This is a genomic window from Lentzea sp. NBRC 105346 (assembly GCF_030269605.1).
In the GTDB taxonomy this organism is placed as follows: domain Bacteria; phylum Actinomycetota; class Actinomycetes; order Mycobacteriales; family Pseudonocardiaceae; genus Lentzea.
Window position 1 is genome coordinate 330669 of sequence record NZ_BSTQ01000007.1, and the last position, 19949, is coordinate 350617.

General features: G+C 69.7%; 15 protein-coding genes. All 15 read right to left on the bottom strand.

The annotated features are described in order from the left end of the window. Position 1 precedes the first annotated feature (1 nt). The gene (gene argC / locus QSK35_RS18215; RefSeq protein ID WP_285747586.1) at positions 2–1024 is read right to left on the bottom strand and encodes an N-acetyl-gamma-glutamyl-phosphate reductase; all 1023 of its coding nucleotides are present in this window, start codon (positions 1022–1024) and stop codon (positions 2–4) included. Then, complete coding sequence (gene lysX / locus QSK35_RS18220) at positions 1021–1860, bottom strand: lysine biosynthesis protein LysX (protein WP_285747588.1); 840 nt, start codon at positions 1858–1860, stop codon at positions 1021–1023. The genes argC and lysX overlap by 4 nt, the downstream gene beginning before the upstream one ends. Before the next feature lie 2 nt (positions 1861–1862). Further along, entirely contained in the window at positions 1863–2042 is a 180-nt protein-coding gene (locus tag QSK35_RS18225; RefSeq protein ID WP_285747589.1) for a lysine biosynthesis protein LysW, read from the bottom strand. Between the two features lie 27 nt (positions 2043–2069). Further along, on the bottom strand, positions 2070–3014 hold the full coding sequence (locus QSK35_RS18230) for a transketolase family protein (RefSeq protein WP_285747591.1): 945 nt from the start codon (positions 3012–3014) through the stop codon (positions 2070–2072). Continuing rightward, on the bottom strand, positions 3011–3847 hold the full coding sequence (locus QSK35_RS18235; RefSeq protein ID WP_285747593.1) for a transketolase: 837 nt from the start codon (positions 3845–3847) through the stop codon (positions 3011–3013). The genes QSK35_RS18230 and QSK35_RS18235 overlap by 4 nt, the downstream gene beginning before the upstream one ends. Further along, positions 3844–5196, bottom strand: coding sequence for a DegT/DnrJ/EryC1/StrS family aminotransferase (locus QSK35_RS18240; RefSeq protein ID WP_285747595.1), 1353 nt, complete (start codon positions 5194–5196; stop codon positions 3844–3846). The genes QSK35_RS18235 and QSK35_RS18240 overlap by 4 nt, the downstream gene beginning before the upstream one ends. A gap of 134 nt (positions 5197–5330) precedes the next feature. Then, a complete protein-coding gene (mdlC, locus tag QSK35_RS18245; RefSeq protein ID WP_285747597.1) occupies positions 5331–6914 on the bottom strand; it encodes a benzoylformate decarboxylase in 1584 nt (527 codons plus the stop codon). Between the two features lie 10 nt (positions 6915–6924). Beyond that, positions 6925–7788 carry a prephenate dehydrogenase/arogenate dehydrogenase family protein gene (locus QSK35_RS18250; RefSeq protein WP_285747599.1) on the bottom strand — a complete coding sequence of 288 codons (864 nt, stop codon included), beginning with the start codon at positions 7786–7788 and terminating at the stop codon, positions 6925–6927. Further along, a complete protein-coding gene (locus tag QSK35_RS18255; RefSeq protein WP_285747600.1) occupies positions 7785–8384 on the bottom strand; it encodes a hypothetical protein in 600 nt (199 codons plus the stop codon). Before QSK35_RS18255 ends, QSK35_RS18250 begins: the two co-directional genes overlap by 4 nt. Next, complete coding sequence (locus tag QSK35_RS18260; protein ID WP_285747602.1) at positions 8381–10741, bottom strand: amino acid adenylation domain-containing protein; 2361 nt, start codon at positions 10739–10741, stop codon at positions 8381–8383. Before QSK35_RS18260 ends, QSK35_RS18255 begins: the two co-directional genes overlap by 4 nt. 69 nt (positions 10742–10810) lie before the next feature. Then, positions 10811–11824, bottom strand: coding sequence for a guanitoxin biosynthesis L-enduracididine beta-hydroxylase GntD (gntD, locus tag QSK35_RS18265; protein WP_285747604.1), 1014 nt, complete (start codon positions 11822–11824; stop codon positions 10811–10813). Continuing rightward, on the bottom strand, positions 11824–16158 hold the full coding sequence (locus QSK35_RS18270; RefSeq protein ID WP_285747606.1) for a non-ribosomal peptide synthetase family protein: 4335 nt from the start codon (positions 16156–16158) through the stop codon (positions 11824–11826). The genes gntD and QSK35_RS18270 overlap by 1 nt, the downstream gene beginning before the upstream one ends. Positions 16159–16186: 28 nt before the next feature. Beyond that, a complete protein-coding gene (locus QSK35_RS18275; RefSeq protein ID WP_285747608.1) occupies positions 16187–16390 on the bottom strand; it encodes an MbtH family protein in 204 nt (67 codons plus the stop codon). A gap of 21 nt (positions 16391–16411) precedes the next feature. Continuing rightward, positions 16412–19168, bottom strand: coding sequence for a condensation domain-containing protein (locus QSK35_RS18280; protein WP_285747610.1), 2757 nt, complete (start codon positions 19166–19168; stop codon positions 16412–16414). Further along, positions 19165–19908, bottom strand: coding sequence for a thioesterase II family protein (locus QSK35_RS18285; RefSeq protein WP_285747611.1), 744 nt, complete (start codon positions 19906–19908; stop codon positions 19165–19167). Before QSK35_RS18285 ends, QSK35_RS18280 begins: the two co-directional genes overlap by 4 nt. Positions 19909–19949: the final 41 nt, after the last annotated feature.

Consider the following 19949-nt stretch of genomic DNA (forward strand, 5'->3'; position numbering starts at 1 on the left):
CTCAGACCGGGTGGAGACCGGCGAACCGGAGTCCCGCGGCCTCGTCCCAGCCGGACGCGATGTTGAAGCAGTGGACGGCATTGCCCGCACCCCCCTTCACCAGGTTGTCCAGTGCCGCCACGACGACGAGATGGTCGCCGTCGGCGTTCAGCGCGAAGCCGATGTCGCAGTAGTTGGTGCCGCTGAGGATCTTCGGCTCGGGCAGCCGGTGCAGCGCCGACCGTTCGCGTACCAGCCGGACGAACGGCTCGTTCCCATAGGCGGCCCGGAAAACGGACCACAGCTCGCGTTCGGAGACGCGGCGCGACGGCGTGACACGGCAGACGACCTGCACCCCGCGGACGGCCTCGATCGCGGTCACCGACATGTGCACGTGCGCCCCGGTCGACTGCCGGATCTCCGCGATGTGCCGGTGCCCGTGCGGTTTGGCCATGCGCAACGCGCCGCTGCGCTCCGGGTGGTGACTGCCCTCGTCGGGCGTGCGGCCGCCGCCGCTGGACCCGGTGCGCGCGTCGACCTGCACCGGTCCGTCGATCAACCCCGCCGCGGCCAGCGGGTGCAGCGCCAGGATCCCGGCGTTGGCCATGCAGCCGGCCACCGAGATGTGCGACGCACCGCGCAACTCGTCGCGGTGCAGCTCGGGAATCCCGCGCACGAACTTGGCCAGCCATCCCGGATCCGGCGCCTGCCCGCGGTAATACTGTTCCCGCAACGAGTCGTCCACGATCCGGTGGTCCGCGCTCAGGTCGACGATCCGCGGCGCCACCGACGCCCACCGGTCCATCGACGCGATCGCCGCGCCGTGCGGCACCGCGAGGAACACGACGTCGGCGGACGTGACCTCCTCGTCCGGCACGAACACGAGATCCGTCTGGTCCCGCAGGTTGGGGTGCACCGAGCGCAGCGGCCGGCCGCTGTGCTTCGACGACGTGACGTGCGTGAGCTCGATCTCGGGATGCTGCAACAACAATCGGACGAGCTCACCGCCGATGTATCCGCCACCACCGATCACTGCCGCTCTCATCGCAGCAGCACCTCCTGAACGTGGTCCACGATCAGCTCCGCGATGTCGACGTCCGCGACGGCCGCGAGCCCGTGGAACTCCATGGTGTGGTTGACCTCCGTGACGAGCAGCTCGCCGGTCGAGCGCTCGATGAGGTCCACCGCGAGCATGCCGCCACCGACCGCCTCGGCAGCCCGCAGCGACAGCTTCACGAGGTCCGGTGTGAGCTCACATCGTTCCGTCGTGGCGCCGCGCGCGGTGTTGGTGATCCAGTGCTCGGACCGCCGGTACACCGCGGCCGCCACCCGGTCCCCCAGCACGATCACGCGGATGTCGCGACCGGGCTTGTCGATGAGCTCCTGGACGTACCAGATGTTGTGCTGCGGTGACTTCAAAGCCTGCTTGTGTTCGATCAACGTCTCCGCGGCGTCGCGGTCGTTCACCTTGGACAGCAGGCGGCCCCAGGACCCGACGGCGGGCTTGACCACCGCCGGGTACCCGATCATCTCGATCGCCTGGAGCGCGGAATCCGGGGTGATCGACACGACGGTCCGCGGCGTCGGCAGACCGGCGCGCACGAGCGCCAGCGACGTGAGGATCTTGTCGCCGCAGGTGTCGATCACCGCACTGGAGTTGAGCACCTGATGACCCGTCGCCTCGAACAGCCGGGCGGCGTACACGCTGCGCGTGTGCGACATGATCCGGTTGAACACCCCGGTGTACCGGCGTGCCGAACCGGCGAGGTCCTGCACCAGCGTGCGGTCGTCGACCGCCTCGTAAGGGATCGCACGCCGTTCGAGCGCGGTGAAGATCATCCGCTCTTCCAGGCGCGCGCGGGTCGTCAGGACGGCCAGCACGGTTACTCCCCGAAGTCTTCCTCGATCTCCGGCGCCAGCGCGAACTCGGCCGGGTCGAGGCTGATCACCTCGAGCTCGACCTTGCAGCCGGGGCACACGACGATGGACGTCACCCGCAGCCCGTCCGGTACCGGTACGGTCTCCGTGCAGTCGGGGCAGGTGCTCACGGTGGCGGTTGTCATGACTTTGTTCCTTTCATCCCCAAAAAATCATCCACTGTGGACGATCGCTCGTGCCGCGCTGACGACGTGCTCGGGTGAGACGCCGCCCGCCACGAGCTGTTCGCGATGGGTGCCCGGCTTGGCGCAGAACGCGTCCGCCAGCCCGACCCGCAGCACGCGGGTCGGCCGGTGCACGGAGACGGCCTCGGCGACCGCGCCACCGAGCCCGCCCAGCACCGAGTGGTCCTCGACGGTGACGATGCCTTTCGTCGTGCCCGCGGCCTTGATCAGTGCGGGCATGTCGAGGGGCTTGATCGTGTGCATGTTCAGCACGGCGGCGTCGATGCCCTGTTCAGCCAGGCGATTCGCTGCTTCCAGTGCGAACAGGCAGGGGTACGAGCCGGCGGCGATGATCGTGACGTCCCGGCCGGCCCGCAGCTCGTTCGCCCGGCCGATGACGAAGTCGGTTTCGTTTTCGTAGACGGGATCGGTGGCGTTGCGGCCGATCCGCAGGTAGACCGGGCCGGGCAGGTAGGCGGCGGCCTTGACCATCCGCACGGTCTCCGCCGCGTCCGCCGGCGTCAGCACGGTCATGTTCGGCAGGGTGCGCATGGCCGCGATGTCCTGCTGCGCGTGGTGCGTCGGACCGAGGTGCGCGGCGGAGAACCCGGAGTGCGTGCCGACGATCCGCACCGGCAGGGCGTGGTAGGCGATGTCGACCTTCACCTGTTCCAGCGCCCTGGCCGACGCGAACGCCGCCATGGTGTTGACGAACGGCAGGATCCCCGTGCTCGCCAGCGCCGCGCCGACCGACATCAGGTTGGCCTCGGCGATGCCGACGTCCACGTACTGATGCGGCAGCTCGTCCTGGAAGGTCTTCTCCAGACCGCCCGTGTCCGAGTCGAGGCACCAGATGCGGCTGTCCGAGCGGGCCAGCTCCAGCAGGGTGGCCCGGTAGGCCTCCCGGTCGGAGGCGGCGGTGGGACTGGTCATGCCGCCGCTCGCAACGCCGCCAGTGCCCGTTCGTACGCGGCCGGGCTGAGCTTGGCGTAGTGGCCCTGCTTGCGGTGCTCCAGGTGCCGCACGCCGCGCCCCTTCACGGTGTCGGCGATCAGCACGGCCGGACGGCCACCACCGGGAGCGTCGCGCAACGCCGGCACCAGCTCGGCGAAGTCGTGACCGTCCACAACGGACGCGTTCCAGCCGAACGCGCGCCACTTGTCGGTCAACGGTTCCAGGCCCATGCGGTCCTCGGTCGAGCCGCTGATCTGCAGGCGGTTGCGGTCGACGATCGCCACCAGGTTGTCCACCCCGAGATGCGCGGCGGACATGGCGGCCTCCCAGTTGGAGCCCTCCTGCAGCTCGCCGTCACCGAGCACGACGAACACGCGGTTGTCCCGCAACCCCCGCTTCGCCGCCAGCGCGAGGCCGACACCGAGCGACAGGCCGTGGCCCAGCGACCCGGTGGCGAACTCGATGCCCGGCACCGACAGCGTGGGGTGCGCCATCAGCCTGCCGCTCGCCGTGCCGTACGTGTCGAGCTCCTCGCGCGGGAAGAACCCGCGTTCGGCGAGCGTGGAGTACAGCGCGGCGCTGGCGTGGCCCTTGCTGAGGATGAAGTGGTCGCGGCCGTCCCAGCGGGGTTCCTCGGGACGGATCCGCAGCACGTCGAAGTACAGCGCCACCAGGATGTCCGCCGCCGACAGCGACCCGCCGACGTGGGTGCCGATCGGGCCGGCGCCGATGGCGAGGATCGACTCGCGCACGGCCAGCGCCCGCCGTTCCAGCTCGAACAGACCGGTCGGTGCCTCGGCGTGGACCGTCACGCCGCACCGACCTTGGCCTGGTACCCCGGCACCGCGGCCCACGGCGGCGCGTAGTCGAGCTGCCGCGCGAAGCGGCCGACGACGTCGAGGTTGTTCCACACCCGCTCGAACGCGGACGCGTACTCGTCCAGCGCGGGCGCGGCGTCCGGGTTGAGGTGCATACGGCGCAGGCACAGCGAGTCCTCGATGACCTGGCACGTGACCGGGTAGTCGGCGAGGTCGTAGGTCTGCGGGTTCGCGCCGGGCAGCGACCACGGCAGACCCTGGCCGTACGCGTCCTGCTTGGTGAACACGGGCTGACCGGGCAGCGGGATGATCTGGTAGTGCGTCAGCGGCACGCCCTCGGCGAGCAACGCGCGGCGCAGCGCCTGACGGAACCGGCCGTCGGACAGGCCGTCGAGGCCGGCCGCTTCGGCGTCGAAACGGAAGCGCAGCATGTGCCACATGTGCGTGCGGTCGTTGGGAACCGTGGGAATCACGATGCCGGGCAGCTGGGCGAGGCGGTCGAGGAACACCGGGATGTTCTCGTCGCGCTTGTCCTGGTAGTCCCAGAAACTGGCGAGCTGCGCGCGGGTGAACGCGGCGAGCACCGAGCTCAGCTTGAGGTTGGAACCGCGGGTCGCCGACACGTAGAGGCGTTCCTCGGTGCTGAGGTCCTCACCGAGGATGCGCAGGCTGCGGATGCGCTCGGCGACGTCCTCGTCGTCGGTGGTGACGAGACCGCCCTCACCGCACGTGGGGATGGACTTCTCGACGTTGAGGCTCCAGCAGCCGACGTGGCCGATCGAGCCGATCGTCTGACCGCGGTACTTGCCGCCCTGGGCCTGCACGGCGTCCTCGACGACCAGCAGGTCGTACTTCCTGGCCAGCGCCCAGATCTCGTCCATGTCGGCGGGCAGGCCGCCGAGGTGCACGGGAATGATCGCGCGGGTCCGGTTGGTGATCTTCTCCTCGATCTTCGTGACGTCGATGTTGAACGTCACGGGGTCGATGTCGACGAACACCGGGATCGCCAGCTGGTACAGCGGCGCCATCGCGGTGGCGACGTAGCTCAGTGCCGGGACGATCACCTCGTCGCCGGGCTGCAGGCCGAGAGCGGTGAGCGCCAGCTCCAGCGCGACCGTGCCGCTGTTCACGGCGACGGCGTGCCGCGTGTCGCAGAACTCGGCCCATTCCGACTCGAGCCCGTGGATCTCCGGCTCGTTCTTCGCGCCGACGGTGAACTTCCGGTGGTCCAGCACGCGCAGCACCGCTTCGCGCTCGCGGTCGGTCACGACCGGCCATTCCAGCCGCCGGTATTCCGGACGTACCGCGGGCTTGCCGCCGAACATCGCCAGCTCCGCCTTCATATCCGTTCCTCTCGCCGAGAACAGGCAAACCGCACGTTGGATTCGAAACCGACACTAAGTTCCGCTGCTCTCGTCGCGGTATCAGCGGGGTCGTGAGTGGTTTCCGTTGCTATGACGACGGAAACCACTCACGACTAGTACATTGCTGGAGGGTTCGGGTCGACGAGCACGTGCACGAGGTGCGGCCGTTCGTCTTGCAGTGCAAGGGAAAGCGCGGCCTTCAGTTCGTCGGGCCGACTCACGGTCGTCGCTTCGCAGCCCATTCCCGTTGCCAGTGCGACGAAATCCAGGTCGCCGAGGTCCACTCCGGGGATGTTGCGGCCACCCGCCGCCGCGCCCAGCGTGCGCACCGCCGAGTACTGGGTGTTGTCCAGGATCACGAACGTCACCGGCACGCGTTCCCTTGCCGCGGTCCACAGTCCCTGGATGCTGTACATCGACGAGCCGTCGCCCAGCACGGCCACGACCTTCCGATCCGGTTTGCCCATCGCCACACCGATCGCCGCGGGCAGGCCGTAGCCTAGGGCGCCGCTGGCCGTCGTGAGGAAACCCGTGTCGGTCGCTGAGATCGGTAAGTGATCGTGCAGCAGGGTCCGATGGCTCGGCGTCTCCTCGACCACGACCGCGTTGTCCGGCAACAGTTCCGCGACCGTCGAGTACACGAGTCCGGCCGAGATCGGCGACGTCTCCGCCGGCCGCGGTGGCCTGGTCAACCTCGGCGGTGGCGTCCGGTCCACGTGGTGCACGAGGTCGTTGAGCGCGGTGATCGCGAGCTTCATCGTGGCGCGGATGCCGGCGCCCGCACGGGCCCGCGCGAGCTCCTGGTCGTTGTCGCTGACCAGGAACAGCGGCGGCAGCGCGACGTCGGACTCACCGCGGTAGACGTGATAGGTGAACGCCGGCGCGCCGAGCACGAGCACGACGTCGTGTTCCCGCAGCGCTTCGGCGGTGGCCCGGCGTTCCGGGTGGAGGAAGCCGCGGAACAGGCGGTGGTCCTCGGGGAACGAGCAGCGCGGCGACACGCCGGCCGCCCACACGCCGGCGTTCAGCTGCTCCGCCAACGCGATCAGGTCCTCGACGGCGGCATCCTCGTCGATCGCGGGACCGGCGACGATGCCGGGCCGCGTGCTTCCGTTCAGCGCGGCGGCCAGGTCCTGCAGTGTTCGGGGATCCGGTGCGAATCCGGGAATGCGTGGCCGTTGCGGGACTGTGCCTTCATATGGCTCGTCCCAGTCGTCGACCGGAACGGACAGGAACACCGGGCCCTGAGGTGCCTGGGACGCGATGTGGAACGCCCGCGCGAGCGCGGCCGGCACGTCCTGCGCGCGGGCCGGTTCACAGCTCCACTTCACATACGGCTTAGGGAAGTCGACCGCGTCCGTGGCGCCCAGGAACGGGTCGTCCGGCAACAGCGTGCGCATTTGCTGCCCGGCCAGCACGATCAGCGGCGTGCGGTTGCGGAACGCCGTGAAAACGTGCCCGAGACCGTGGCCCAGACCGCCCGCCGAATGCAGGTTGACCAGAACGGGACTCCGGGTGGCGTGCGCGTATCCGTCGGCCATCGCCACGACGACCGACTCCTGCAGACCGAGGACGTACCGGAAGTCGTCCGGCCAGTCGGTCAGGAACGCGATCTCGGTGGTGCCCGGATTGCCGAACACGGTCGTGAGCCCGAGTTCGCGCATCAGCTGGCGGGTGACGTCCCGGACGGTCTGCATGGGTTTCCCTCTATCGGCTCAGGGCGAACAGCTCGGCGCAGCGGTCCCGCAGCCGGGGCCCGTCGGCGCCGAGGTGGTCGCCGATCCGCCGCACCCAGTCCTGGAAGCGCCCGCGGTCGCCGACCATCGCCAGCTCGTCCAGCTCGGTCACCGCCTCGCTCAACGCGGCCCGCGCCTCGGCCGCGTCGGGGTTGGCGGCCTGGATGTCCCAGTACACGTCCAGGTTGCCACCGGTGATGCGCGCCAACAACGCCAGCATCGTCAGGTGAGGCGGAGGTGCGAGCGTGATGAGAGTGCGCATGTCGTGACCGGCGACGACGCTGCCGAACGCCAGCACGGCCGCATGTGTGGCGGCCTGCATCACCGCGGCCGTCCGGTCGTGGTCGGCCGCCGACAGTTCCACCACGTCCGCGCCCGCACTTCCGATCAGGTCGAGGAGTGCGGCCGTGCGCGGGCCGTCGACCACGCGGATCGCGGCGACGGAGTTGCCCGCGAAACCGAGCGCGGGCGCGAACATCGGGTTCAGGCCGCACACCTCGGCGCCGCGTTCCTCCGCCAGCGCGGTGAGGCCGCGCGTGATTCCCTGCTGCACGGACAGCGTCTCCACCAGCAACGTGCCCGGCCGCACCGCCGCGGCACAGGCGGTCGCCGCGTCGAGCGCCACGTGCTCGGGCAACGCGAAGATCACCACGTCGGCGGCGGCGATCTTTTCCAGGATCTGCTGATCGGGCGCGCACGCGTCACCCGTGACGGATTCAGCTTCGTGAACGAGCGACGCTCCACCGTCGATCGACACGACCGGTCCATGCTGGAGGCACAGCCGGACGAACAACCGGCCGACCTGCCCGGCGCCACCGACCACAACTGTGTTCATCGAAGCTCCAGCACTGCGTCGAAGTGGTACTGCGTTCCGGTCGAGGACGCGACCTCGTAGCCGTGTTCGGCGCAGATGGCGTCGATCTCGTGCCAACAGGCCAGGGGGACGCCGACGAGCCGCACGCGTTCGACGGAGCGGTCCGCGAGCAGCCGCGCGAGGTGCGACGCGGCGTGCAGCTCGTGGTTCCACCGGAGCATCGGCGCTCCCGCCACGCGCTGGGAATGTCGCAGCACGACGTCGAAATCGGGGTAGGCGTGCACCTCGACACCGGGGCCGAGGCCGCGCAGCAGCGCCGACGGAGACCAGCCGGCGGCCCCGAGGTTCGCGACGAACACGGCGCCCTCGTGCCCGACGAGTCCGAGGCCCGCGGTCACGGTCGCCGGTATGTCCAATGTGGACGCGCCTCGGGCGGTGAGGTCCAGCAGCACCAGGTCGTAGTCGCCACGCCGCGCGTGCACCCGTTCCGACGCGCTGACCAACCGGTAGTGCTCCGCGGCCACCGCGAGCCGCGCGTCGCCGATGTGCAACACGCGGCGCGGTGCCAGGCTGCCGATCCTGGCGCACAGCTGCGACGGCGAGTCGATGACGGTCATGACACAGCCGCCAGATCGACCTCGTAGGCGCGCAGCCGTTGCAGGTCGAGCTTGCCGCTGGGACTGCGTGGCAGTTCGGGCAGCACGATGAACCGGTCCGGGTGCATGTACGCGGGCAGCAGGCGGGCGACCTCACCGCGCAGCTCGGCCTCGGTGACGCCGGCGTGCGACGCGACGAACGCGAGCACCCTGGTTTCGCGCACCTGCACCACGCAGTCCGCGACACCCTTGTGCTGGCGGACCGCGGCCTCGATCTCGCCGAGCTCGACGCGGAACCCGCGCAGCTTCACCTGGTTGTCGACGCGGCCGAGGATGTACAGCTCGCCCTGCGCGGACCACTGGCCGCGGTCTCCGGTGCGGTACAACCTGCCGTTGCCGAACGGGTCCGGCAGGAACCGTTCCGCGGTGAGCTGCGGCCTGCGATGGTAGCCGCGCGCGACGGCCGGTCCGCCGATGTAGATCTCGCCGGGCAGTCCGGGCGGCACCGGGCGCAGGTGCGCGTCCAGCACGTGGATGCGGTAGTTCGGCAGTGGGCCGCCGATCGGGATCTTGGCACCAGTGGCGTCCGCGAAGTCGCAGCGGTGCGCGGTCGCCCAGACCGCGGCCTCGGTCGGGCCGTAGTCGTTGAGCAGCACGGCGTCCGGGCAGTCGAACAGGTGCCGCGCGACCAGCTTCGGCGGCATCGGCTCGCCGCCGACGGAGACCAGCTTCAGGTCCTCGAGCCCCGACCCGCCGGCGGCCTGCAGCACCAGTCCGTAGTGCGACGGCACCGAGTGGATGTGCGTGACCCGGTGACGCAGCAACAGACTTCTCAACGCGAGCAGGTCGTGCGCCTCGATCTCGGTGGGCAGCACGACCGTGCCACCGCCCGTCAACGTCCAGTACAGGCCGCCCGCGGCGCCGTCGAAGCACAACGGCATCGTGACAAGGTCTTTCTTCGGGGGCGGACCACCGACACCGCGCGCGTGCGTGGAGACCACAATGGACCGATGGCTGACCGCGACGCCCTTGGGCACACCGGTCGAGCCGGAGGTGTAGATCAGGTAGGCGGTGTCGGCCGGGTCGACGTGCCTTGGCCGATGTCCGGGGATCCCGGTCTCGTCGCCGGTCAGCACGGCACGGGCGCCGGAGTCCTCGATGATGTGCCGGATCCGTTCCTCGGGGTACGACGGCTCGATCGGGACGTACGCGGCGCCGGACTTGAGCACGCCGAGCATCGCGACGATCGACTCGACGCGGCGTTCGGCCATGATCGCGACGACGTCGTGCCGGCCGATCCCCTGCTCCGCCAGCGCGTTCGCCACCGCGTCCGCGCGATCGTTGAGTTCGCCGTAGGTCAGCTTCGCGTCGCCGCACACCACGGCCAGGGCTTGCGGGTCGTGCCGTTCGACCACCGTGTGCAGGCACGTGTCCGGCAACTCCTGCCGGTCGCCCCGCGACCACTCGGCGACGGCCGCGGTCTCCTCGTCGGTCAGCGCGGTGATCTCCACGACCGGGCGGTCGGCCACGATCTCGTCGATCACGTGGCGGAGGCGGTTGGCGAACGCGAAGACGTCCGGGGTTTCGAACAGGCCCGCGTCGTAGTCGATCCGCAGCGTGCGTTCCGGGGTCAGTGAGATCGCCAGTTCGTGCCGGGCGCGTCCGTCGGCCACCTCGACCGGGGTGATGACGAAGGGGCCCACCGCTTCCGGCTTCGCCTTGTGGTGCCGGGTGACGGCGACGGATGTACTGATGCCTGGTGGCACCGGGATGCCTGTGGTGTTCCGGATTCTGCGGACCAGCGCACCCGCGGGCTCGTTCTCGTTGACGGTGACCGGCACCAGCCGTCCGGACACCAGGAGATGTGCGTTGGGCTGGGACCGGTAGCGGGCCAGCAGGATCGCGACGGCCGCGGCGAGCGTCGGTTCGTCGACGTCGGCGCACGGGCGGATCAGGGTGCTCGCGGAACCGGAGGGCTGGCCGGTCCGGAGGCCGGGCAGGTCGACCTCCGGAATCTGGGGCGGTTGTGGTTCCGCGGCCACCCCAACGGGTTCGTCGGCCAGGACACAGCCGAGCACGGCCCGCGGGTCGAGGCCCCCACGCGTGATCACCACGGCGAGGTGGTGGCGCCGGCCGAGCTTGGCCAGCGCCACCCTCGCGGGTGCCCCGGTGATGTCGATGACCGCGGCCTCGGTCTCGGCCCGCACCAGCTCACCCCAGCAGGCTCCGGCCTGCGCGCCGCTGAACTCCTCACCGGGTGCGGAGAAGTCGTACCCGACCAGACGCAGGCCCGGGAAGGTCGTGGCGAGCCGGGCCTTGGTCCGGCCGAGGTCGAGCTCGCCCAGCACCAGCCAGGCACGATCAGTCAGGTCAGGCACGATCAGCTCCTTCAGCAGGGGTCGTGAGTGGTTTCCGTTGCCATAGCGACGGAAACCACTCACGACCATTCACAGCAGGATGCGTTCGTGGGCGGCCGCCCGGTAGCAACGCGATCTGCGCAGATCCCTCGTCACGACCACCTTCTTGAGCCAGCGGTCGGTGCCGTCGAACCGGGCGGTGAACTCGCTGCGCCCGTGCACGGCCTTGTAGTTGTCGACGACGAGCAGGTCGCCCGCGCCGAGCGGCACCGCGGACAAAGCGGCATCCAACCGGGAAACCAACACCCGTAACGCTTCCGCCGCCTCGGGATCACCGGGCCGCGCGGTCATGAACGCCGGGTCGATCCGCAGGTACGGCGCTTCGGGGTGACCGAAGAGCACCGCGCTGGGTTCCGGGCTGTCCTGCATGCGCTGGATGGTGTGCACCTGTCCCGGTCCGACCAACGCCCGCGCCCGGTTCAGGTGCTCGTTGTCCGGCCGGATCAGGAACCGCTTCTGCGCCAGCACTTCCCGGTGCCGCGGCGAGATCACCACGTCGTCGATCGAGGCGATCGTGGTCGGCACGGCGTCGTGGTTGCGGACGCCGAGCAGCAGCAGGTAGTCGCAGCGGTTGGGGTGGAACCCGTCCTCGGTGTGCCACTCCAGCTTCACCGTGCCGTGCCCGCTCTGCTCTTGTACCTCGGTCGGCATCGGGACGACGTTGTGCAGCAGCTTTCCGTTCTGCAACGTCGACCAGCCGAAGATGTCCCCGAGCAGCGACGCGACCAGCACCAGGTAGACCTCGTGCGCGGTCAGCGCCGCAGCGTGTTCCGGGGCCGGCGGCGTGCGCCAGTCCAGCGGGGTCGGCCCGATCTCCTCGTCGTCGACCCGCAGGCCGCGCACCACGAGTGCCGCGGACGGCTCGTGCAACCGGAAGTCCCGCAGCTCGTCCACGAGGCTCTGCGGCAACCGCTGCGCGAGGCCGGCCGCCGCGGCCAGCACCGCCGGAGCGGTGCTGGCGCCGAAGTCGGCGGCGATGTTGCGGGTGAGCGTGTCGACGTCCTTGGCGTCGATCGACGACAGGTCCAGATAGCGAACGTTCATTACTGCCTCACAACGTCTTGTGGTGCCGGCAGATATCCGTTGTCCACGAGGAACTGGAAGCACGAGTGCGCCCACGCCTCGTTGACCGGCGGGCACTCGATGCCCGAGCCCTCCAGCGCCGCGAGGAGCACGCGGCACTCGTCCAGCGGGTCGACCTGCTTCTGCAGCTCGGGGTCGAGCGCCGCGTGCCGCATGGACGCCACCCGCAGCAACGGCGTGAGCGGGTAGAGGATGTGGTCCTCGTCCACCTCGAGCGCCTGGCGGCGGGCCTCTTCCTCGGCCACGACGTTGAGGTCGTAGCCGAACGACCGCAGCCACTGGTAGCACTGCTGCATCGTGGTCGGTTCCCGGTTGGTGATGTTGAAGTTCTTGCCCAGGTTCTCCTCGCGCAGCGACGTGTAGACGATCGCCTCGGCGGTGTAGTCGACCGGCACCGCGTTGATCACGTCGTTGTAGAGCGGCAGGACACCGAGGTCCAGGAAGCCCCTGAGGTAGACGTAGAGGTAGTCGGTGTCGTGCGAGGCGCCGGTCTTGGTGTGACCGGTGATCATCCACGGGCGTTGCACGGTCACCGGGATGCCGCGGTCGCGGGCGATGACCGTGATGTGCTCGGCGACCCACTTGGTGCGCGGGTACCCGGTCGGCACCTTGACCGGCCGCATGCTCAGGTCCTGCTCGGTGAACGGCCGCTCGGCGCCGGTGCCCATGAAGACGTCCACACTGGACACCAGGTGGAACGCCTTGAGCGTCTTACGGGTGCACAGCCGCAGCAGCTCCTCGGTGCCGAGAACGTTCGCCGCCTTCATCGCCTCGTACGGGTAGGTGAAGTTGACGATCGCGCCCGAGTGGTAGACCGAGTCGAACAGCTCGCAGTACCGGTCGAACTCCTCCTTCGGCAGCCCGAGGTACGGCTTGGCGAGGTCACCGGTGACGACCTTGATCCGGCCGCGGTACGACTCGTCCCACGCGCGGTACTTGCGCATGGTCTCCTCGAGCCGGTCCCACGCCACGTCGGCGCTCTCGCCGCGGACCAGGCAGTGCACGGTCGCGTTGGTGCGCTTGACGAGCTCGACCGCGATGAACACGCCGAGGTAGCCGGTGGCACCGGTGACGAGAACGTTCTTCGGGTCGAACCAGTCCGCCTTCGGCAGCCCGTCCGGCTTGATGCTCGGGTCGAGCTTCACGTCCGCGACGAGCTCGGCGACCTGCTGGGCGTACAGCGCGGCGCTGTCGACGTCGTTGCGCTCACGCTGGTGCGTCTCGACGACCCGCGCGATGCCCTGCACCGTGGGAACGCGGAACACCTCGTCGATCGGCAGCTCGATGTCGTTCTCGCGGGAGAGCTGCGCGGCCAGGCGGGCGACGAGCAGCGAGTTGCCGCCCAGCGAGAAGAAGTCGGCCGTGGCGCTGATGTGCTGCAGGCCCAGCACCGACGCGAACGTCTCCGCGATGCCCGCCTCCAGCTCGTTGGCCGGCTCGACGAACCCGCTCGCGATGATCACCTCGGGCGCGGGCAGCGACTTCGTGTCGACCTTGCCGTGCTTGGTGAGCGGCATCTTCTCCAGCGTGACGAACGTGCTCGGCACCATGTAGTCGGGCACCTGGCCGATCACGTGGTTGATCAGCGTCTCCTGCGTGAGGACGCGACCGATGACCGGCACGACGTACGCGATCAGGCGCGGCACGCCCGGCTGGTCCTCGCGGACCGTGACGACGGCCTCGGCCACGAGCGGGTGGCGCAGCACGACGTTCTCGATCTCGGACAGCTCGATGCGGAAGCCGCGGATCTTGACCTGCGTGTCCGCGCGGCCGAGGAACTCGATCGTGCCGTCCGCCTGGTAGCGCGCGAGGTCGCCCGTGCGGTACAGCCGGCCAACCCCGAACGGGTTGGGCAGGAAGCGTTCCGCGGTCATCGCCGCGCGGTTGACGTAGCCGCGGGCCACGCCGTCGCCGCCGATGTACAGCTCGCCGGGCACACCGGGCGGCACCGGGTTGAACCGCTTGTCCAGCAGGTAGACCTTGGCGCCGGGCACCGGGCGGCCGATCGGCACGCGTGGCAGGTTCGCGTCCTGCCGCGACACCGGGTGCACGGTCGCCCACACCGACGCCTCGGTCGGGCCGTACTCGTTGTACAGCGCGGCGTTCGGCGAGACGCGGTAGTGGTCGGCGACCAGGCTCGGCGGCAACGCCTCGCCGGCGACGACCGTGGTCTTGACCGAGTCGCGCGCTTCGAGGTCGGTCTCCAGCAGCACGGCGTACTGCGACGGCACACCGTCCACATGGGTCAGTTCACGGGTGCGGATCAGCCGGCCCAGCAGGCGCGGGTCGAGCACCTCGGACTCGGTCGGGAAAACGACCGTGCCCGCGCGGCTCAGCGTCCAGTACAGGCCACCGCCCGCGGCGTCGAACGTCAGCGGCGCCAGCACCAGGTACCGCTCGGGCAGGCCGGAGCCCTCGAGCGTGCCGCGGGCCTTGGTGGACGCGACGATCGCGCGGTGCTCGACCGCGACGCCCTTCGGTCGTCCCGTGGAACCGGAGGTGTAGATGACGTAGGCGAGGTCGCCTGTGTTGACGCTGACCTCGGGCTTGGCCGCCTGCTGGTCGGTCGTCGGAATGGTGATGCGGTCGGTGCCCGCGACCTCCTGCGGCAGCGTGTCGATCGCCTTGCGCAGGCCCACGAACAGCTCGATGCCCGCGTCGCCGACGATGAACGCCAGGCGGTCCGCCGGGTACGACGGGTCGAGCGGCACGTACGCGCCACCGGCCTTCAGCACGGCCAGCAGACCGACCACCGAGTGGACCGTGCGGTCGACCAGCACACCGACGCGCGACTCGGTGGTGATGCCCCGCGCGACGAGCTCGGCGGCGAGCGCGTTGGCGCGGTTGTCCAGCTGCTCGTAGGTGAGTTCCTCGTCGCCGCCGGCCAGCGCGATTCCCTTGGGGTTCGTGGCAGCGGCTTCCTCGACGAGCTGGTGCAGCGTCGCCGGCTCGTACTCGATGTCGGTGGCGTTCCAGTCGACGACCACGCGCTCGCGTTCCGCCTGCGTCAGCAGGGGAATCTCGGCGAGCGGCTGGGCGACGTCGGCCTGCAGGACCAGCAGGACGTGCCCGAGGAAGCGTTCGATCGTGCTCTGGTCGAACAGGTCGGTGTTGTACTGCGCGCGCAGCGTCAGCTTGCCGTTGCGGCGCACGGCGTAGAGGTCGATGTCGTGCGGCGTCCACGTCGTCGGCAGGTCCAGCAGCTCGTGGGTCTCCTCCTCGTAGGCGAAGAAGACCTGGAACAGCGGCGTGCGGCTGAGGTCGCGCTGCGGCTGGGCGGCCTCGACGATCCGGTCGAACGACAGGCGCGCGTGCGTCAGCGCCTCGGCGTGGATCGCACCGACCTGCGCGGCCAGTCGTTCCAGCGAGTCGTCGTCGCTCACCTCGACGCGCAGCGGGACCATGTTCTCCAGCGGTCCCACCAGGTTCGCGCCGTCCTCGTGCCACGACGCCGGCACCGGCACGCCGACCGCGAGGTCGCGCTGCTGCGAATACCTCGACAGCACTGCGATGTAGGCGGACAGCAGGACGTCGCTGCTGACGTTCGACAGCGGCACTTCGACGGTGACCGAGTCGCCGTGGATGGTCTTGAGCGGCGGGCGCGGGCGGTCGGTCGGCAACTCCAGCGCGGTCACCGCCGCCAGCTGGTCGCGCCAGTAGTCGACGTCCTTGGCCGCGTCGTCGCCGTTGACCCACTCACGCTGAGCCGTGACAAGAGAGTGGAAGTCGACCGGCGTGGCGATCACGTCGCCGGCCGTGCCGTCCACGAGTTCCGTGTACTTCGTGAGCACCTCGTCGACCAGAAGCTTGGCGGACCGGCGGTCGGCCACCATCTGGTGCAGCGTGAGCAGCAGGACGTGGTCGTCACTGCGCTTGAGGAGCGAGGCGCGGACCAGCGGGCCCTTGGTGAGGTCGAACCGGGTGCGCACCTCGTCCGCGACGACCTTCGCCAGGTCCTCGGTCTCGACGACCGGCAGGCGCAACGTGACGGCCGGCGTCGTGGTGGCGAGCGGGTGGCCGTCGACCTCGCGGAACGTCGCGCGCAGCACCTCGTGCCGCTGCACGACCGCGGTCAGCGCCTGCTGCATCGCGGCCGGCGACACGTCACCGGTGAGCCGGGCGGCGGCGCTGACCTGCCACGGCTTGCTGTCGTCGAGTTGGAGGAGCAGCCAGAGCCGGCGCTGCTCCAGGGAGAGGTTGCTCGGGGTGGCCTCGGCGGAACCGTCCAGGAGCTGGGCGAGCAGCGCGCGCTTCTCCTCCGGCGTCATGGACTCCAGCTCGTGCTGCTGGCTCATCAGTGCACTCCTGTCCTTGGTGATGGGGTCAGCTGTTGACGCGCTCGCGGACGGACCTGGGTCGCATGTCGGTCCACACCTTTTCGATGTGCTGCAGGCATTCCTGCTTGGTGCCCGTGGTGCCGTCCGCGGTCCAGCCCTCGGGGAGCGTGCGGTCGGCGAACCAGATCGAGTACTGGTCCTCTTCGTTGACCACGACCTGGAAGATCGTGTCGGCGTCGTCGATGCCCATCTGAGTGCTTCTCCTTCTCGTTCAGCCGAGTTGACGCAAGAGCTGCTCGATTTCCTTGTCGGTCATGCCGTCCAGCTGACCGCGCAGCGCGGTCACCTTGTCCTTGGGCTTGTCCTGGTTCTCCAGCGCCGCAACGGCTTCCGCGAGCCCGGCTGCCGTGGAGCGCTGGAAGAAGTCCCGGATCGGGACGAGCACGCCCAGCTGGTCGCGCACCCGGCCGATGACCTTGGCGGCGAGCATCGAGTGGCCGCCGAGCGCGAAGAAGTCGGCGTGCACGCCGAACTCCCGCACCGGCAGCGTGTCCTTGAAGATCGACACGACGACGCGTTCGATCCGGTTGCGCGGCGGCGTGTCGTCGACCTTGCCCAGCAACGCCTCCGCCGGCAGTGCGGCGAGCGCGGTCCGGTGCTCCGGCAGTTCGGGCAGTACGCCGAACGCGACCGGGATCTCGTGCGGTTGCAGGGTCTGCGTGGCCTTTGCCTTGACCGCGGTGACGAACTCGTCCTGTTCCCGCGGGCTGGCGGCGGCTTTCGCACCATCCAGCACGAGCCAGCCGACCAGCCGCGTCTCCGCACCGACGTTGCCCGCGACGACCGCGGCGGACCGCACGCCTTCGACGGATTCGAGTGCGGCCTCGATCCGGCTCGGCACCACCAGGTGGTCGCCCACGGCCAGCCGTTCGTCGACGTATCCGACGAACTCCAGCTCGCCCGCACTCGTGTAGCGGTGGCGTTGGCCGGTCGGCGCACCGCTCAGATACAGCTCGCCCACCGTGCCAATCGGCGCCGGTTCACCAGTCGCGTCACGCAGCTCGCGGGTCGTATTGGCGAGCGGCGCGCCACCGGGTTCCAGTGAGATCGGAGTTCCGTTGGCGTTGTGGCCGACGAAGACCTCACGGCCGGTGCGGCGCAGCATGCGCACCACGTCGTCCGCGACGACCTCGCCGCGGCACACCAGCTTCGCGCCGACGGGTGGTGTCCAGCCTTCGGTGATCAGGCGGCGGAACGTCTGTGGCGCACCGAGAATCCAGGCGTTCTCGGGTGCTTCACCGCGGCTGATCTCGGTGCACAGCAGCAGGTCGGCCAGGTCGGGCCCGACGCCGGGATCCGCGAGCAGCACCACGTCGTCGTCCGGCTTGATCCCCAGCCGATCTCTGATCGGGACGGTGACGTCTCTCAGGTCGGGCGTCGCGTCGTCGACCGGGTCGAACCGCGGGCCGGTGGTGATCACCCAGTCGCCGTTGTGCTTGACGAACGCGCCGTCGCGCGTGTGGCGCCGGCCGTACGCGAGGGTGCCGCCGACCGCCAGCACGGCGTGGGCGATCACCACGAGCTCGGGCGATGCCTCGGGTGGTGTGGAGACGACGACACCGGTTCCGATGCCCTCGTCACGCAACAGCTGTGCGAGCTCCTTCGCCTCGGCCGGCACGACCAGCTCGGGCACCGGTACCGAAGGCCCTTCTGCCCAATAGGAAAGCTGCGCGAGGTCGTCGTCGCTCGCCTTCGGCAGACCCGCGCAGACACCGTCGGGAGAACGCAGCACCGCCAGGTAGAGCGACAGGATCCGGCGGGCGGTCTGCTCGTCGTACAGGTCCGCGTCGTAGTCGAGCCGGATCCGGTCGGGCAGCACGGTGAGCCAGAGGTCGAACTTCGCCGACGTGGTCACCAGCTCGACGGGCGCCATGGTCAGCGAGGGCAGCTCGACCGCCACGGCGGGCTTGTCCTGCACCGAGAACATGACGTCGAACAAGGGGTTGCGGTCCAGCACACGCGGCAGCCGCATCTCCTCGACGAGCCGGTCGAACGGCATCCGCTGGTGCGAGAACGCCGCGAGGCACGTGTCGCGGACCGCGCTCACCGCGGCGTCGAACGACTCGTCGAGTGGCAGCCGGGTCCGCAGGACGAGGGTGTTGGCGAAGAACCCGATCAGGTCCTCGGCGTCGGGGTGGTGCCGTCCGGCGACCGGCGTGCCCACGGCGACGTCCGCCGTGCCGCACACCCGCGCGAGCGTCACCTTGAACGCCGCCAGCAGCACCATGAACCTCGTCGCGTCCCACCGCGTCACGTCGATGCCGGGCAGCGGAACCTCGATGCGTCCCCCGGTCTTGCGCTGGGTGGTGCGCGGCCGGTCGATAGGCAGGTTCAGCGGGGTGATGCCGGACAACGCGGACCGCCAGTGCGTGACGAGGTCGCGCATCGGTTCGCCGACCAGCGTTTCCTCTTGCCACGCAACGTAGTCCGCGTACTGGATCGAAGGCTCGGGCAACGACACCTGCTGGTAGGCCTGCGCGAGGTCGCGGTAGAAGACCTCGGTGGACCAGCCGTCGCACGCGATGTGGTGGATGACCACGATCAACGTGTGCACGTCGGGTGCCTCGCGCACCAGCACAACCCGCAGCAGCGGCGGCTCGTCGAGCGTGAACGGGATCGCGGCCTGCTCGGCGGCCAGCTCCTGCACGTCGCCCTCGACGACCGGCAGCGACACCAGTGTCGAAGGCACGACGACCTGACGAGCCTCGCCGTCCACCAGGCCGATGCCGGTGCGCAGACTCTCGTGCCGGGCAACGACTTCGTTCAACGCGCGCTGCAGCAGCACGTGGTCGAGCCGGCCGGTCAGCCGTACCGCGCTGACGACGTTGTAGGCGGCGTTGGCGCCTTCGTCGAGCTGGCACAGGAACCACAGCTGGCGTTGCGACGACGACGCGGGCAGCACGAAGAAGGAGCTGTAGTCGCGGGCGGGCCCGCCGCTCACACCGCCCACGTAGGACGAGCTGCTCATCGTTGCGCCCTTTCCGCGATGAGGTCGGCTTCGATCAGCCGCACGATGTCTTTTTCCCGCTGTTCCACGAAGAAGTGGTCGCCGTCGAAGTCGGTGACCCGGCAGCCCGCATCGGTCAGAGCGCTCCAGCCGTCGCAGCCCTCGACGGTGACCTGCACGTCGGCCCGGCCGCGCAGCACGTGGATCGGCACCGGCAGTGGCGGCTGCTGCTGGAAGTCGTAGTCCTCGACCACGGCGAGGTCGGCGCGGATCGTCGGCAGCATCAGGTCGATCAGCGCCGGGTACTCGAGCACCTCGGGGCTCAGCCCGTTCACGCCGATCAGCCACGCCACCAGCTCGTCGCGCGGCAGGTCGTGCGCACGGTCGAGGTCGAGCTGCTGCGGCGCGTCCATGCCGGCGACGAAAAGTCCCCTGGGCAAGGGAAGTCCGAGCGCGCGGAACTTCCTCGTCAGTTCGAACGCGACGAGCGCGCCCATGCTGTGACCGTAGAAGGCGTACGGCTTCTCCGGCAGGCGGACCAGCGCGGTGGCGAGGGCTTCGACGAGCTCACCGAGGTCGGCGATCGCGGGCTCGCGGAGGCGCGATTCCCGGCCGGGCAACCGGATCGCCGACACGCGCAGCGCATCGGTGTGCTGGTGCCAGGTCTGGAAAACCGAGCTGCCGCCGCCGGCGTGCGGAAAGCACACCAGTTCGCAGGCCGGATCGGACACGTCGGCGAAAGACGTCAGCCAACTGGCCACGCGCACCTCCTCGGAGAGAATGGTTTCGGTCGGCGGGCTCA

What these genes read in the sequence shown, in the direction of transcription:
- argC (WP_285747586.1), bottom strand. Translation starts at nt 1,024, where the DNA reads ATGAGAGCGGCAGTGATCGGTGGTGGCGGATACATCGGCGGTGAGCTC.
- QSK35_RS18225 (WP_285747589.1), bottom strand. Translation starts at nt 2,042, where the DNA reads ATGACAACCGCCACCGTGAGCACCTGCCCCGACTGCACGGAGACCGTA.
- QSK35_RS18230 (WP_285747591.1), bottom strand. Translation starts at nt 3,014, where the DNA reads ATGACCAGTCCCACCGCCGCCTCCGACCGGGAGGCCTACCGGGCCACC.
- QSK35_RS18240 (WP_285747595.1), bottom strand. Translation starts at nt 5,196, where the DNA reads ATGAAGGCGGAGCTGGCGATGTTCGGCGGCAAGCCCGCGGTACGTCCG.
- mdlC (WP_285747597.1), bottom strand. Translation starts at nt 6,914, where the DNA reads ATGCAGACCGTCCGGGACGTCACCCGCCAGCTGATGCGCGAACTCGGG.
- QSK35_RS18250 (WP_285747599.1), bottom strand. Translation starts at nt 7,788, where the DNA reads ATGAACACAGTTGTGGTCGGTGGCGCCGGGCAGGTCGGCCGGTTGTTC.
- QSK35_RS18255 (WP_285747600.1), bottom strand. Translation starts at nt 8,384, where the DNA reads ATGACCGTCATCGACTCGCCGTCGCAGCTGTGCGCCAGGATCGGCAGC.
- gntD (WP_285747604.1), bottom strand. Translation starts at nt 11,824, where the DNA reads ATGAACGTTCGCTATCTGGACCTGTCGTCGATCGACGCCAAGGACGTC.
- QSK35_RS18270 (WP_285747606.1), bottom strand. Translation starts at nt 16,158, where the DNA reads ATGAGCCAGCAGCACGAGCTGGAGTCCATGACGCCGGAGGAGAAGCGC.
- QSK35_RS18275 (WP_285747608.1), bottom strand. Translation starts at nt 16,390, where the DNA reads ATGGGCATCGACGACGCCGACACGATCTTCCAGGTCGTGGTCAACGAA.
- QSK35_RS18280 (WP_285747610.1), bottom strand. Translation starts at nt 19,168, where the DNA reads ATGAGCAGCTCGTCCTACGTGGGCGGTGTGAGCGGCGGGCCCGCCCGC.